The following is a 15155-nucleotide window of genomic DNA, read 5'->3' as shown; positions in this document are numbered from 1 at the left end:
AATTTATTACTTGTTTTCTATTTTGTTTCTAATGTTAAAACTTCGGCTTGGTTCTCTTACGGGAGCAAGTCCTGATTGTGCAATTATTTTTTGTCCTATTTCTCCGGCTATGAATGATGCAAAGCCCATTCCTAAACCATTATAACCTTGACAATTGATAATATACAAAACACGTGCCAAAGGATATTTTCTTGAACCAATGTTATCTTGTGTTGGATAAACATACTTGTTATCAGCAGTTTTAACACTTAACACATTTACTTTATCAATATATTCTTTCATTGCTGGCTTTGGTTGGGTTAACCAATTAATACCAACAACACCAATCATTCCCTCATTTTCGGAAATATGTTTAATAACTTCGTCATTTGTTTTGAACGAAAAAACACCTTCTGTTGGTAATGATTCAATTTTGGCTAACTTACATAAATAGGTAGCGGTACTCGAATTGGGATTATCAAAAACCAATCCTTTTATATTATTTTTAGTTCCTTTTAAAAAATCTAAAACCTCTTTTACATCTATTAAAGTATCATTTGATTTTGAATTTTTAATAAAAGTAATCGCATCTATGGCAAATGGTGTAGCTCTTGGAGTAATTCTGTTATTCTTAAAAAAAGTAAACTCTTCTTTGGTTAAATCTCTCGATAGGACAACAATACCTGATTTCTTATTAGTAAACTCTTTTATAATTTCTTTTTCAGATTTTGGAATCAAGGTTATTTTCGCATCATATTCCGATTGAAAGATAGTAACTTGATCGTCAACAATTGGCAACAAAGTTTCATCAACAAGAATAGAAGTTTGCCCTTCAATAATGGAATCAGAATTCGCTTTGTTTTTGTCTTTATTTTCGCAAGCCAAAGACACCGCTAAAACAATCAACGGAAGCAAAACAAAATATACTATTCTTTTATTCTTCATTATTGCTGGTATTAATATTTCTAAAAAACCTAAAAAAACCGTAAACAATTAATATGACTCCTAATGCTATTCTATATTTTGGTTGCAATCTTAATGGAAAATTTGTCCAAAAAATCACGATAATTCCAAATGTTAAATAAATCAAAAAAAACAAAATACCTATAAATAGAAGAAATCGCTCGTTAAGCGATTTCTTCTTATAGTTTGAAATTAATTTCTTAATCATTACTATTCATCTTGTGGAGCTTGAAGCGTAATAGGTAATTGGTAAGAACATCTTACTTTTTTACCATTTTGCTCAGCTGGCGTCCATTTAGGTGACTTTCTTAATACTCTTTCCGCCTCTTTTCCAGTTCCGTAACCAATATCTCTTAGTACTTTGATATCAGTTAATGAACCATCTTTTTCAACAACGAATTGAATAAAAACTTTTCCACCTGGACTATCAGAAGGTACGTTATAATTGTTTTCGATGAATTTATAAAACTTGGCCATACCACCTGGAAATTCAGGTTTTACCTCAATACCAGCAGAATTATAAATTGTATTATCTTCTTCAACTACCGCTGGACCTTTTGGACCATCTCCTGGAGGAGTTAACACTAAATCAGCATCTGGATCACCTTTAATATCCTCTTTACCAAGATTTTTGTCTTTAATTTCCTCTACTTTAGGTGGTTCTTCTGTAACCTCGTTTGTCTTTGCCACAACTGGCTTAACGAACTTCACCTGATCCACTTTTGGTGGTGGCGGTGGTGGCGGTGGAAGATTTTCTTTTGGTTTCTCTTCTTTCGGAGGTAACTTGATACTAGTAATTTTTTCATTAAATACTTGATCATCATCTGATGAATCAGGTAACATATTGATGATTACTGGCGCAGCAACTCCTAAAGAAAAAATAAAAGCTCCGATTAAGAATGCGCGAACATTGGTACTAGTGTTTTTCTTACGCAATTCGTAAGCACCATAACTTTTGTTACGACCTTCAAAAACGATATCAATCCATTTATTATTTAATAAATCTAATTTCATTTTTATCTAGTTTTATAGCACTATTCAGCACTTTTATTAAGTTCATCTGCTAATTTATTTTCTTCAGGAGAAAAATCATTAACAATTGCATTAGTAGGCACTTTACAAATTGCCATCTCATCTAATATATCTACTAAATTTTTGTAAGTAGATTTTTTAGTTGGTTTAATAATTACGATTAAACCTTTGTCCTTATCACCTGTAACTTGAGGAATAGATGCTACTCTTGATAGCAATACTTTACGAATTCCTTCTTTACCGTAACCAGTTGTTTGTGGTTTTCCATTAACTTCAGGAGCTTCAAGAAGTCCGTGAAACCATTTGATTTGATCATTAGCGCCAAGGATAACAGTAACTGTTCTTCTTTGGTCGGTTTTGATAATTACATCATCCTTTTTCTCGTCTTCTTTATCTGGTAAACCTAAATCCATAGATTTTGGTTTTGACAACGATGTGGTTAACATAAAGAAAGTGATTAATAAAAACGCTAAATCCACCATTGCTGTTAAGTCAACTTTAGAATTTTGTTTTTTACTTCTTACCTTGCCTCCGCCTTTTTTACCACCACCGTCGCCGGTATTTAATTCTGCCATTTTGCTAAATAATTAAATATTAAAAATCTTTACCTCTAGAACCAGTAACTAAATTAAAGCTATTGATTTTTTGGTCTTGTAAAATATCCATAACCTTTTTGATTTTTGGATATTCTTGTTTAGCATCACCTTTGATAGCAAAGTCTAGATCTTTATCTTTTCCAAGCTCAATATTAGCTTGACGCGCCGTATAAATCCAATCTTTCAATTGGTTATTTAAAGAATCCAATGGTATACCAGGTTGTAATCCTTCTTTATTTCTATCTGCTGATTTCATCGCAATAATTTGTTTAAGGGCTTCGATTGGCACACCAAACTCTTCAATTAAACTAAATTGTGCTGATTCTTCAGGAGTAAATGATAACTTATATTTTGCTGCCATTAACTCAAGTGTTTTTACACGAATATCTCTATCCTTCATTCCAAAAAACACTTTGTCTTTACCTTCACTTTTTCCGATGGTTAACGTTACTAAACCTGTATCTGGAAGTTTAACTTCAACAGTTGATGCAGGAGTTGTAACAGGTAACGCTTCTGGAGTTTTAGCTGTTGCAGTTAAGATAAAGAACGTGAGCAAAAGGAAAGCTACATCACACATAGCCGTCATATCAATTGACGCTGCGTTTTTAGACATTTTTATTTTTGCCATTTGTTGTTTTGTTAGTATTCAATAATCTGACTTAAGTCAAACATTAAATAATTACTATTATTTTAAACTCCCTCTTAATCTTCTGTACGTGTTTACGATAGAAGTACCTGCCTCATCAATAGAGTAAGTTAAAGAGTCAATTTTAGAATTGAAGAAATTGTACATTACAATTGCTAATGCAGAAGTTGCAATACCAGTTGCAGTGTTGATAAGTGCTTCAGAGATACCTGTTGCAAGAGCCGCTTGATCTGGAGTTCCTGATGAAGCTAACGCACCAAACGCTTTAATCATACCTGATACTGTTCCTAATAATCCACCTAATGTTCCTAAAGATACTAAAGTAGAAAGAATGGTCATGTGTTTTTCTAACATTGGCATTTCTAAAGTTGTAGCTTCTTCGATTTCTTTGTGAATCATTTCAGCAGCTTCTTCGCTATTGAATCCTTCTTTCTTAACATCTTGGAATTTTACTAAAGCTGATTTAATTGCATTTGCAACAGAACCTTTTTGTTTGTCACATGCATCGATAGCGTCTTCGATTCTTCCTTCTTTAATGTGACCTTGTACTGTATTCATGAATTTGTCAAGGTTAGCTTTTCCTGCCGCTTTTGAAATAACTGCAAATCTTTCAAATGAGAAAACAATTACCATTAACAACATACCTAATAATATCGGTACAATAAATCCACCCATGTATACCATACCTAAAGTGTTGATTGGTTTTGGATGTTCTGTGTTGAAACTTCCTGGCTCAAAATTAGATTCAGCACCCATGATGAATTTCCACACCAAAGTACCTACTAAAATACATGCTACAATGATAATTCCTGTTATCATTCCTCCTCCGTTTGAACCGTTTTCTTTTTTAACGTTTGCCATTTTTTAAAATTTTAAGTTTTTAATAATTTATAAGTTTTAGTTGTATGTAAACTTGAATAGGAGCAAATTTAATTTTTTAGTTTAAATAAAAAAACTTTTTTTGTTATTTATAACATAATATTAAATCATACAAATTGATAGAATTTAATCTAACGAAGTATTAATATTATTGTTAAAAATTTAACATTTCCTAACAATATCACTCAAAAACCACATAAATCTTATTTTTAATAACGCTTATCTACTAGCGTTTATTATTAGTAAAGAGATAAAAAATTGATAAAAGGTTGGAAAGTGTGAAAAAAAATGCGCCATTATTGGTATTCAAGAGATATTAAAATGTAGTATATTCGCTTTAATTTAAACAATGACATTCTAATATCTATATGATGAATACAAAAGAGAACTTCATTCAGCACATCAACGAAGGATATACTTCAAAAGGAGAAAGCATAATTCTTGGCGCAGCAATTTTAAATAATGAACCCGTTGGAGAAACTCAAGTTAAAATTCCATTAAAAACTTTAAACCGACACGGATTGATTGCTGGAGCAACTGGAACAGGTAAAACTAAAACGATTCAAGTTTTGTCGGAACAACTATCTTCTTTTGGAATTCCTGTATTAATGATGGATATTAAAGGTGATTTTTCGGGTATTGCTACAGAAGGTGAAGAAAAATCTTTCATAACAGAACGACATACCAAAATTAATATACCTTATAATGTAGCATCCTTTCCTGTTGAATTGATGACACTATCAGCTCAAGATGGTGTAAGAATGAGAGCGACTGTCTCTGAATTTGGTCCGGTTTTATTTTCAAGAATTTTGGATTTGAACGATACTCAAGCTGGAGTTATGGCGGTAATCTTCAAATATTGTGATGACAACAAAATGCCTTTACTAGATTTGAAAGACATCAAAAAAGTCCTTAATTATATCACAGAAGAAGGAAAAGAGGAGATTTCAGAAAATTATGGCAAGATTTCAACAGCTACAACTGGAACAATGCTTAGAAAAATAATAGAACTTGAACAACAAGGTGGTGACTTCTTTTTTGGTGAAAAATCATTTGAAATTGATGATTTAATGCGCATCGATGAAAACGGTAAAGGCTACGTTAATATCTTACGTTTAACCGATATCCAAGACAAACCAAAATTGTTCTCGACATTTATGTTGAGTTTACTAGCTGAAATTTACCAACAAATGCCAGAAAAAGGTGATGTTGATCAACCTGAATTGGTTTTATTTATCGATGAAGCCCATTTAATATTTGACGAAGCAAGCAAAGTTTTGCTAGATCAAATTGAAACTATAATTAAATTAATTCGCTCTAAAGGAATTGGTGTTTACTTTGTAACGCAAAACCCAATGGATATTCCGAAAGGTGTTTTAGCACAATTAGGATTAAAAATCCAACACGCATTGCGTGCTTTTACTGCCAATGATAGACAAGCTATCAAACAAACCGCCGATAATTATCCAACATCAGACTTTTACAAAACCGATGAAGTTTTAACCTCATTAGGAATTGGTGAAGCTTTTGTTACAGCATTGAATGAAAAAGGAATTCCGACACCTTTGGCTGCAACAATGCTACGCGCACCGCAAAGCCGAATGGACATTTTAGACGATTCTGAAATTGAAGCTATCAATACAAAATCGAAACTTGTAAAAAAATATGCCGAAGAAATTGACAGAGAAAGTGCTTATGAAATTCTTAATAAAAAAATTGAAGAAGCGTTTGAACAAGCTGAAGAAACTGAAGTTGAAGAAAAGAAAAGTAGCGAACCAAGTACGGCAGAAGTTATTGGTAAATCAGTAACAAAAGTAGTAACTAGTGCTAGCTTTATTCGCGGTGTCTTTGGAATATTAATGAAGCTTTTCAAAAAGTAATTGCTAATGAAAGCTTATATTACAGTCGGATTATTAGTGCTTTCTAATATTTTTATGACTTTGGCTTGGTACGGACATTTAAAATTTAAAGAACTAAAATGGTTTGAAAATGCAGGCTTGATAACAATTGTTTTAATTAGTTGGGGTTTAGCATTATTTGAATATTGTTTTCAAGTGCCAGCAAACAAAATTGGATATGAAGGTAACGGTGGACCATTTTCATTATTACAATTAAAAGTGATTCAAGAAGTCATCACATTAATTATTTTTGTGGCATTTTCAATGCTGTTTTTTAAAAATGAAACTTTAAAATGGAACCATATTATAGGAATGTGCTTTTTAGTTTTAGCCGTTTACTTCATTTTTAAAAAATAACAACCTTGCATCTTTACATAGACTAATAACTAACATTTATGAAAAAATATCTAATCCAAAAAACTCCATTTGTAGTTCCAACTACTGATGGTAAATTAATTGAAGAACACCACGGAAAGGTTGCCACTAACAATGATGCCATCTCAATTGCACACATGATTGCTCCGCCAAAATGGAGCGAACCTTTTCAGACACCTGAATTTGAAGAGTATACTTATATAATTTCAGGTAAAAAGCAATTTATTATCGAAGACGAAACCATTGTATTAGAAACCGGACAATCCATTAAAATTGAAGCTAATACAAGAGTACAATATTCAAATCCGTTTGACGAACCTTGTGAATATATTGCAATTTGTAAACCTGCTTTTGATTTTGAAAAAGTACATAGAGAATAAAATTCCAATCTTTAAATTCCAAATTCCGACTGAAATACGCAACGGAATTTGGAATTTTTATTTAGAATTCAATAATTCAAGAATCAAATTTTCAACTTGTTCACTGTTCCAATTTTCTTCGATATTCGGAATTTGCATTACTTCTTCCATAATCTTATTTTGAAAATCACCAATAGCCAAAGCTTCCGAATAAGGTTGTAAACTAAAAGTTACTCGACTGTAAAGTGGCATCCATTTATCTGGATGTTTATCTGAAAACCATTTTTCGATTTTCTTTTGAAGTAAGAATTTTTCGTCGGCTGTTTTTGAACTCATTTCCATAAAATTTCTATAGGATAGTTCTGCAATCGCATCAGCATTAGGTTTTCTTGAATTTTCATATTCATTCAAAAGATTGGCCCAATCATCGCCATATTTCTCCAACATTTGTTCTAAAACAGTTATGTCTTCAAAACCAGCGTTCATTCCGTGTCCGTAAAAAGGCACAATTGCGTGACAAGCATCACCAATTAGAGCTACTTTATCACTAAATGTCCAAGGAAAACACTTCATTGTTACCAAATAACTAGTAGGATTCTTAAAGAAATCTTCTACTAAATTAGGTATAACCTCTTTAGTATCTGGAAAATGTTTAGCAAAAAATGCTACCAATTGCTCTGTAGTTTTTAGAGATTCAAAAGAATTTTCGCCGTCGTGTGGCATAAATAACGTACAAGTAAACGTTCCGTCTAAATTGGCTAAAGCCATTAGCATAAACTTGCCTCTTGGCCAAATATGTAGTGAGTTTTTATCTAATTTATGAGAACCATCGGCATTAGCAGGAATATGTAATTCTTTATAGCCAATTTCTAAAAATTCTTGAGAATAATTAAACATACTCTGACGTTGCATTCTATGTCTAATTCTTGAAAAAGCACCATCAGCACCAAAGGTTAAATCATAATCTTTAGTAATCCATTCGCCTCGTTCAGTTTCACCGATTGAAATGGTTGCGGTGGTTAAATCAACGTCCCAAACTTTTTCTTCAAAGAAAAATTCAACACCTGCTTGTTCCGCTAGATCAACCATTTTTTTATTCAGCAAACCTCTTGATAGCGAATAAATAACTTCGCCATCTTTACCATAAAATTGCTCATTAACCGTATTTTCACCTACGTGAATGGCTCGCTTTTCAACCGGAATACCTATTCCTAAAACCTCTTTTTCTAAGCCAACATCAGTCAAAGCTTTAACACCTCGATCTGACAAAACTAAGTTTATTGATCTTCCAGAGAAATTAATTTTTCTAATATCAGGACTTCTGTCATAAATATGAACCGTATGTCCTCTTCTTTTAAGATAAATTCCTAATAAAGTTCCGACTAATCCTGAGCCTACAATGGCAATTTTTTTGGGAGTTTGCATTTAATAATTACGAATTACGAATTAAAAATAACGAATTAAAACAGTAATATGCATCACCTATTTAAGACTACAAAGATGCGGCAAATTATTTAGCTTTAAAAACCAATTTAGTAGAAGTTTTTATAATCTCCTGTTTATTCATTTTCATTTTTCTGAATTTGCCTTTATTATACATTTTGGCTTGATCATTATAATGTTTACTCATAGGATTTCCTGAATTTCCGGTTGGCAAAATGCTAACACTATTTTCAACATCTGAAAAATCGATAATTCTTCTAGTTGAAGGTCCAGCTTTTACTTCATAAATTCCATTGGATGGAAATCCGAACATTAAATTATTTATCACTTCATTACTTCCGGCAACTTCAAATTTACCAACGTTAAAAAACGGTGCTAACATTTTTATTTGACCCATTGGATGATTGTGTTCGAGTGTGTGCACTCGATTCCAAGTCCATTTACTTAAATCACTTCCGAGTTGTTTTTCAAGTTCGGCAATGGACTGTCTAAATGATTTTGTGAAAATTTCTCGTCGAGTTTCAATTTTATCTTTTGTAGCAACATCATCCCACCAAACCGAATTTTGATTTGCTGTTTGACTTTCAATGATTTGCTTAATAATGTGTGTTGAAAGCAATGCCGAAAATTTGTCTTTACCCAATTCGTCTTGAAACGTATTTTCTAAATATCTGTATATAAATTTATTATAAACTACAGATTGAATGGTAGTCAATTCATTTTGTCCATCCCAATTAACTAGCGAATACATAGCATCTTTTTCTAATCTTGAAAAATCATTTGTATTCAAATCAGCAACTAGTTGAATGGCAATTTTTTCTGCATTGGTTGAAGTATTATCTAATAACATTTTTTCAACATCAGATACTGTCCAATCGTTTTTAGCAACCAAAAAACTTTCTATTCGCATTGCTCTGTCTTTGGGTAAATAATAACCTGGATATAAATAACCATCAACAGCTTCTGTTTGATTATTAGAAGAATACACATAATTCCACTTCGGATTTAATGCCGATGGATTTTTAGAGAAATCAAGAAACTCCTTTTTATCATCTTCACCATTGCTTCCATTTAAAATGAAATTTGGGTTGACATTTTTTGGTAATTTAAATAATTTCCCTGCGGCTGTCCACGAGATATTATTTTGAGCATCGCCATACATGATATTCAATCCTGGCGCGTGAATAAGTTCAATATTTTTTCTAAAATCAGTTACATTTTTTGAATGAGAAAGATAGTATACTGCATCTAAAATTTGATTTTTTTGTTGCGTATAAATCCACGACATTGCAATTGGCTTTTTATTTGAAATGGTATTCAAAATTCCGTTCATAATCGGACCGTGAATACTTTCTTTGGTATTTATGACAATATCAGCGCTGTCTTTTACTTTGATAGTTTTGGTTCGGGTTTTAAACTCTAAAAAATTATTTTTATATAAATACTGATTTGGATTTTTTGGATTTACTTCTTCTTCAAACAAATCAATATCATCATTTTCAAACATCGTTAAACCATAAGCATAATCTCGGTTGTGAGCCAAAAGCGGAAACGGTGTTCCTGCCAAATAATAACCATAAACTTCATAATCTGGGCAAGAAATGTGTGCTTCATACCAAGTACAAGGTTGCGAAAAACCAATGTGTGGATCGTTGGCAAAAATAACTTTGCCTTTTTTAGTTTTTTGCGCACCAATGACCCAACTATTACTTCCAATAAACGCTGGAACAGGAGAATTTTCTAACAAACTTGCAACTTGTGTAGCAATTTCAGAATAATCAGCAACTTTTCCGTTATAACTTTTTATTTGAACAGCACCAAGTGAACCATCAAGTCCAAAATCTTTTAGATAATTTTGACCTAAATTAGCTCTAATATCAGTCATTAAAGGATCGGTTTTTTGAGCCATCGCAAAACTAAATGACATATATCCGAAGATATTATAAACATCTTTAAGAGTAAATGGTTTTTTTTCTAAACCTAATAGCGTGAACTCAATTGGAGTTTTACCATTTTCTAAGTATTGATTTATTCCATCTAAATAAGCATTTGCTAAAATATAAGATGGTGAATTTTTATCTAATTGAGCTATGGCATTTTCAGAATTTTCATCAATTCCTAAACCTGCAAAAAACATATCGGTCTTAGAAACTTTATTTCCAAAAAGTTCTGATAATCTGCCAGCTGCAATGCGACGCATTAGTTCCATTTGCCATAACCTGTCTTGCGCATGTACATAGCCTAAAACAACTTGAGCTTCTTTTTGATTTACGGCATAAATATGAGGAATACCATAATCATCAAAATAGACTTCGGTATTTTTAGAGATATTTTTTATGGCAATTTCACCTTCATATTGCGGTTTTGTAGATTGTAAATAAATATAAATTACTGCTGATAGAATTACAATAAGTAAAAGTAGTAGTAATGCTATTTTTTTAATTATTTTCATTTGATGTTAAATTGAACTCAAATATAAATAAAAAAGCCTGCAAAAAATAAGATTTTTGCAAGCTTTTACCTAACCTAAACTAAACCAATTTTTATTTTTTCTTTCCGTCAATTATAGCACCTGTACCAGCACCAACTCCAGCGCCGGCTAAACCTCCTATAATGGCACCTTCACCTTTTTTCTTGCTGATAGCCGCTCCAGTTATTGCTCCAACTCCTGCACCAATTACGGCACCTTTTGCAGCACCACTCCAACCTTTTCTCTTTGTTGTAGTTGTAGTTGTCGTTGAAGAATTTCCGTTTTGATTTACATAAACGACTTCTTTTTGTTTCTCGATTTTAGAAGCTTCTACTTTCATTGAGTCGATGATTCTTTGTTTTTCTGCAACAACTTTCATTGAATCAATTGTTGCTTGTTTTTCGTCTTTAACAACTCCCATTGCATCATTATTTTTGCAAGAAGAAACTGCTAAACCTATTAGTATCGATAGTGTAATTGCTAAATTTTTCATGAGTATATTTGTTTTGTATTATTATGTTACAAAGTTAAGTTATCACTATCTACTGCGACTTATATAATTTTCATTTAGTATTATATAATTTTTATCAAGCAAAAAAAAGCTTTTCTAAAAGGTATAGAAAAGCTTTTTTTATTATGAATGAATTTTATTATTGTCTTGGAAACTGAATTTTCTGTCCCACATTCAGTCCGTTGTTTTTAGCTAAAACGCCGCACATGTGAAACAACATTCTGGCACCTACATTTCCATCCCAGTCGTCGTTTTCACCTGGAGCAACCTCAACTAGATCAAAACCGATGATATCTTTACCGCTTTCGGCCAATTTATTAAACAGATAAGTTGCTTGTTCAAATGAAAATCCGCCTGGCACTGGAGTTCCAGTATTTGGGCAATACCACGGATACATTCCGTCAATATCAAAAGAGATGTAAACTTTTTGCGGTAGAGAGGCAATGATTGCATCACATTGTTGTAACCAATTCTTTCCTTCGAAAGTTTCTTTTTTCAAATCAGCATCAGTGTGTACTAAAACTCTTCCGTTTTCAGAATGTACGACATCAACTTCTTGTTCGCAAAAATCACGAATTCCGACTTGAACGATTTTGGAAATTTGCGGAATTTGCAATGCGTTGTACATTATTGATGCATGCGAATAGGTAAAGCCTTCATAAGCAATTCGCAAATCCATATGTGCATCAAGATGAAGGATTCCGAAATTGTCGTGCTTTGTTGCTAAAGCTTCATAATAACCCAATGGCGTAGAATGATCGCCACCAAGTAGCACAACCTTTTTACCTTGGTTCATCCAATGCAATACCGTTTCTTTAACTTCGGTATGTAAGTCACGGCAAACCTTATTTATTTTTTCTAAATCAGATTGTAAAGCAGGAATTTCGGCAACATTTTGTCCGTCTTCTAAAGCTTCAATAATAGGTTGAGCAAGTGCTTTGTATTTATCAGAATTAGATTTCCAAGTCTCTGGAACTTCGGCATAATACATTCCTAGTTTCCATAATTCAGGAAAATCTTGATGGTTTAAATCAACTTGAAAAGAAGCGTCAAGAACAGCTTCTGGACCATCAGACGCACCAGCACCGTAACTTACGGTAACTTCCCAAGGTACAGGAATGATAATAATTTCTGACTGTTCTGCTGAAAATGGTAATCCGAAAATAGTGGCATCAGCCAATCCTGGTTGTGAAGGATCAAACGTATTTATAATTTCTTGTTTTGTCATTTTATTTAATTTTGAAAATAGAAAGATGTATCAAAAGAAAAACGATTCATTCTTTAGTCTATCAATTATTTTATCTTTTTATCCTTTTAAAAGTATTCCTTGTTTTAAAATTTGTCCAAAGTTGTACATATCTTCGTAAGAAGTATATAATGGAACTGGCGCTAGACGAATTACATTAGGTTCACGCCAATCTGTAATAACACCGTTACTCATTAAGTATTCGAATAAACTTCGGCCTTCACCGTGAAGAAAAACAGACAATTGGCAAGCTCTTTCCTCTTGATTAGAAGGTGTAATTATTTCAAAAGTGCTATTTACTTCTTTATCAATTTCGTGCAGAATAAATTCTAAATAAGCTGTGATTTGATTTCTTTTGGTAATTAGTTTGTCCATTCCGACTTCGGCGAATAGTTCAACCGATGCTAAATATGGAGCTAAAGACAAAATTGGTAGATTAGAAACCTGCCATCCATCAGCACCATGAACTGGATCAAAAGAAGGTTCCATTTTAAAACGTCGTTCTTTATTGTGTCCCCACCAACCTGCAAATCTAGGCAGATTAGAATGATGATGTTTTTCGTGAACAAAGATACCAGAGGCATTTCCTGGTCCGGAGTTCATGTATTTATAAGAACACCAAGCAGCGAAGTCAACATTCCAATCGTGTAATTCAAGTTTGATATTTCCTGCCGCGTGTGCAAGGTCAAAACCTACGTAAGCTCCAACTTTATGTCCGGCTTCTGTGATGGTTTTCATATCAAAAACTTGTCCTGTGTAATAGTTTACGCCGCCAAATAAAACTAATGCTAATTCATCACCAACTTCTTCAATTTTAGCTAAAATATCCTCTATGCGGATGTTGTGTTCGCCTTCACGACGTTTAATTTCAACAATTGCCTCTTCGGGTTTAAAGCCGTGGTGATTGACTTGAGATTGAAACATGTATTGGTCGGAAGGAAATGCTTTTTCTTCGCAAATGATTTTGTATCTAGTTGTAGTTGGACGATAAAACGACACCATCAATAAATGTAGGTTGATAGTTAAAGTATTCATTACTGAAACTTCAGAAGGTTTTGTTCCCATAATTTTACTTAATGGTTCTGCAAAACGCTCGTGGTAATCCCACCATGGTTTATCGGCATAAAAATGACCTTCGACCGCAAGATTTGCCCAATCGTTCATTACTTCGTCAACATAATTTTTAGCTGATTTTGGCTGAAGTCCAAGAGAATTTCCAGTAAAATAAATCACATCTTTACCGTTGTGCTGCGGAAAAATGAATTGTTGTCTGTAGTTTTTTAATTCGTCTTGAGCATCTAATTGTTGCGCGAATTGAAGATTATTTTGAAAAGTCATTGTGTGATTTGTTTGTGGTGTAAATGTAGAGAAAAGTTTAAAAGTTTAAAAGTTTAGTTGTTTAAATGTTTGTGTTGTTTCAGTTGATTTTATGTAAGACAATGGCCAACTAGCCCTGATGCTGAAATTGTTTGAGCTCTTTTTCTAATGTTGGCTTCGAGAATCTAAGGCAACATTAGAAAAAAGCGAGTTTCAGCAGCAGGATAATGGTTTGTAATAACGCCTAGTGATTCGCTCCTAATGAGATTCCTGCGGAATGACAAAATTGTGGATAAAAAAAATCTCACCATTACTGATGAGATTTTAAATTATTGAAAATAGTAGATTACAATATTAGCATTGCATCACCATAAGAGTAGAATTTATATCCTTCTTTGATAGCTTCTTCGTAAGCTTTTTTCATTAAATCGTGTCCACAAAAAGCTGAAATCATCATCAATAATGTTGATTTTGGTGTGTGGAAATTGGTAATCATTGCGTCAGCGATACTAAAATCGTAAGGTGGAAAAATGAATTTATTAGTCCAACCGTCAAACGGATTAAGTGTTCTTTGTGAAGAAACTGAACTTTCAACGGCACGCATTGAAGTTGTTCCTACTACACAGATTTTTTTCTTTTTAGCTTTGGCATTATTAACAATATCACAAGCTGCTTGAGTAATTTTTAATTCCTCAGAATCCATTTTGTGTTTAGATAAATCTTCAACTTCAACTGGATTGAAAGTTCCTAAACCAACGTGAAGTGTTACTTCTGCAAAATCAACACCTTTAATCTCTAGTCTTTTTAATAGATGTTTAGAAAAGTGTAAACCTGCCGTTGGAGCTGCAACAGCACCTTCTTCTTTGGCATAAATGGTTTGGTAACGCTCAGCATCTTCTTCGTTAACCTCGCGGTTGATGTATTTTGGAATAGGCGTTTCACCAAGTTCGGTTAATTTATTTCTGAACTCTTCGTAAGAACCGTCGTAAAGAAAACGCAAAGTTCTTCCACGAGAAGTTGTATTGTCGATAACTTCGGCTACTAATGAGTCGTCATCACCAAAATATAATTTGTTTCCAATTCTAATTTTTCGTGCAGGATCAACTAAAACATCCCAAAGACGTTGTTCAGCGTTAAGTTCTCTTAATAAAAAAACTTCGATTCTTGCACCTGTTTTTTCTTTATTACCATACATACGAGCTGGAAAAACTTTGGTGTTGTTCAGAATCATAACGTCACCATCACCGAAATAATCGATAACGTCTTTGAACATTTTGTGTTCGATGGTTCCTTTTTTTCTGTCGATCACCATTAAACGAGATTCGTCACGGTTTTCTGCTGGATATTCAGCTAATAATTCTGTTGGTAAATTGAATTGAAAATGAGATAATTTCATTTGAAAAAGTTATGAGTTATGAGTTATAAGTTATGAGTTTTTTTA

At 32.9% G+C, this 15155-nt stretch carries 14 protein-coding genes; 3 read left to right on the top strand and 11 right to left on the bottom strand.

All coding sequences use genetic code 11. The features are described 5' to 3' along the window. Positions 1-6: 6 nt before the first annotated feature. The 5 genes from Q0050_RS09030 to Q0050_RS09005 form a co-directional block, all read right to left on the bottom strand. On the bottom strand, positions 7-924 hold the full coding sequence (locus Q0050_RS09030) for a PstS family phosphate ABC transporter substrate-binding protein (RefSeq protein WP_298394489.1): 918 nt from the start codon (positions 922-924) through the stop codon (positions 7-9). Positions 925-1152: 228 nt separating this feature from the next. After that, on the bottom strand, positions 1153-1956 hold the full coding sequence (locus tag Q0050_RS09020; RefSeq protein ID WP_298394485.1) for an energy transducer TonB: 804 nt from the start codon (positions 1954-1956) through the stop codon (positions 1153-1155). Between the two features lie 20 nt (positions 1957-1976). Beyond that, the gene (locus Q0050_RS09015; RefSeq protein WP_298394481.1) at positions 1977-2549 is read right to left on the bottom strand and encodes a biopolymer transporter ExbD; all 573 of its coding nucleotides are present in this window, start codon (positions 2547-2549) and stop codon (positions 1977-1979) included. A 19-nt stretch (positions 2550-2568) separates the two neighbouring features. Then, positions 2569-3198: a biopolymer transporter ExbD gene (locus Q0050_RS09010; protein ID WP_298394478.1), complete on the bottom strand. Its 630-nt coding sequence runs from the start codon at positions 3196-3198 to the stop codon at positions 2569-2571. A 57-nt stretch (positions 3199-3255) separates the two neighbouring features. After that, complete coding sequence (locus Q0050_RS09005) at positions 3256-4077, bottom strand: MotA/TolQ/ExbB proton channel family protein (RefSeq protein WP_298394475.1); 822 nt, start codon at positions 4075-4077, stop codon at positions 3256-3258. 389 nt (positions 4078-4466) lie between these two features. On the opposite strand from Q0050_RS09005, the gene Q0050_RS09000 reads away from it, so the two are divergent. From Q0050_RS09000 to Q0050_RS08990, 3 genes are read left to right on the top strand one after another with little or no spacing between them, the layout of a single operon-like run. Then, complete coding sequence (locus Q0050_RS09000; protein ID WP_298394646.1) at positions 4467-5975, top strand: helicase HerA-like domain-containing protein; 1509 nt, start codon at positions 4467-4469, stop codon at positions 5973-5975. A gap of 6 nt (positions 5976-5981) precedes the next feature. Then, on the top strand, positions 5982-6350 hold the full coding sequence (locus Q0050_RS08995; protein WP_298394472.1) for a DMT family protein: 369 nt from the start codon (positions 5982-5984) through the stop codon (positions 6348-6350). Positions 6351-6388: 38 nt separating this feature from the next. After that, positions 6389-6748 (top strand): cupin domain-containing protein, encoded by a 360-nt coding sequence (locus tag Q0050_RS08990; protein ID WP_298394469.1) that lies wholly within the window; start codon positions 6389-6391, stop codon positions 6746-6748. Positions 6749-6805: 57 nt separating this feature from the next. Here the strand turns inward: Q0050_RS08990 and Q0050_RS08985 are convergent, their stop codons facing one another. From Q0050_RS08985 to queA, 6 genes are all read right to left on the bottom strand, one after another. Further along, positions 6806-8152 (bottom strand): NAD(P)/FAD-dependent oxidoreductase, encoded by a 1347-nt coding sequence (locus tag Q0050_RS08985; protein WP_298394466.1) that lies wholly within the window; start codon positions 8150-8152, stop codon positions 6806-6808. A gap of 85 nt (positions 8153-8237) precedes the next feature. Next, positions 8238-10622, bottom strand: a complete 2385-nt coding sequence (locus Q0050_RS08980; RefSeq protein ID WP_298394463.1) for a penicillin acylase family protein — start codon at positions 10620-10622, stop codon at positions 8238-8240. A 91-nt stretch (positions 10623-10713) separates the two neighbouring features. Continuing rightward, entirely contained in the window at positions 10714-11133 is a 420-nt protein-coding gene (locus Q0050_RS08975) for a glycine zipper family protein (RefSeq protein ID WP_298394460.1), read from the bottom strand. 157 nt (positions 11134-11290) lie between these two features. Continuing rightward, positions 11291-12379, bottom strand: a complete 1089-nt coding sequence (locus tag Q0050_RS08970) for an agmatinase family protein (RefSeq protein WP_298394457.1) — start codon at positions 12377-12379, stop codon at positions 11291-11293. Between the two features lie 78 nt (positions 12380-12457). After that, positions 12458-13735, bottom strand: coding sequence for a kynureninase (gene kynU, locus Q0050_RS08965; RefSeq protein ID WP_298394454.1), 1278 nt, complete (start codon positions 13733-13735; stop codon positions 12458-12460). A gap of 325 nt (positions 13736-14060) precedes the next feature. Beyond that, a complete protein-coding gene (gene queA / locus Q0050_RS08960) occupies positions 14061-15110 on the bottom strand; it encodes a tRNA preQ1(34) S-adenosylmethionine ribosyltransferase-isomerase QueA (protein WP_298394451.1) in 1050 nt (349 codons plus the stop codon). Between the last annotated feature and the right edge of the window lie 45 nt (positions 15111-15155).

Source organism: Flavobacterium sp., assembly GCF_027483985.1.
GTDB lineage: Bacteria > Bacteroidota > Bacteroidia > Flavobacteriales > Flavobacteriaceae > Flavobacterium.
The sequence above is the reverse complement of the archived record's forward strand: the minus strand, read 5'-3'. Positions and strand labels throughout refer to the sequence as shown.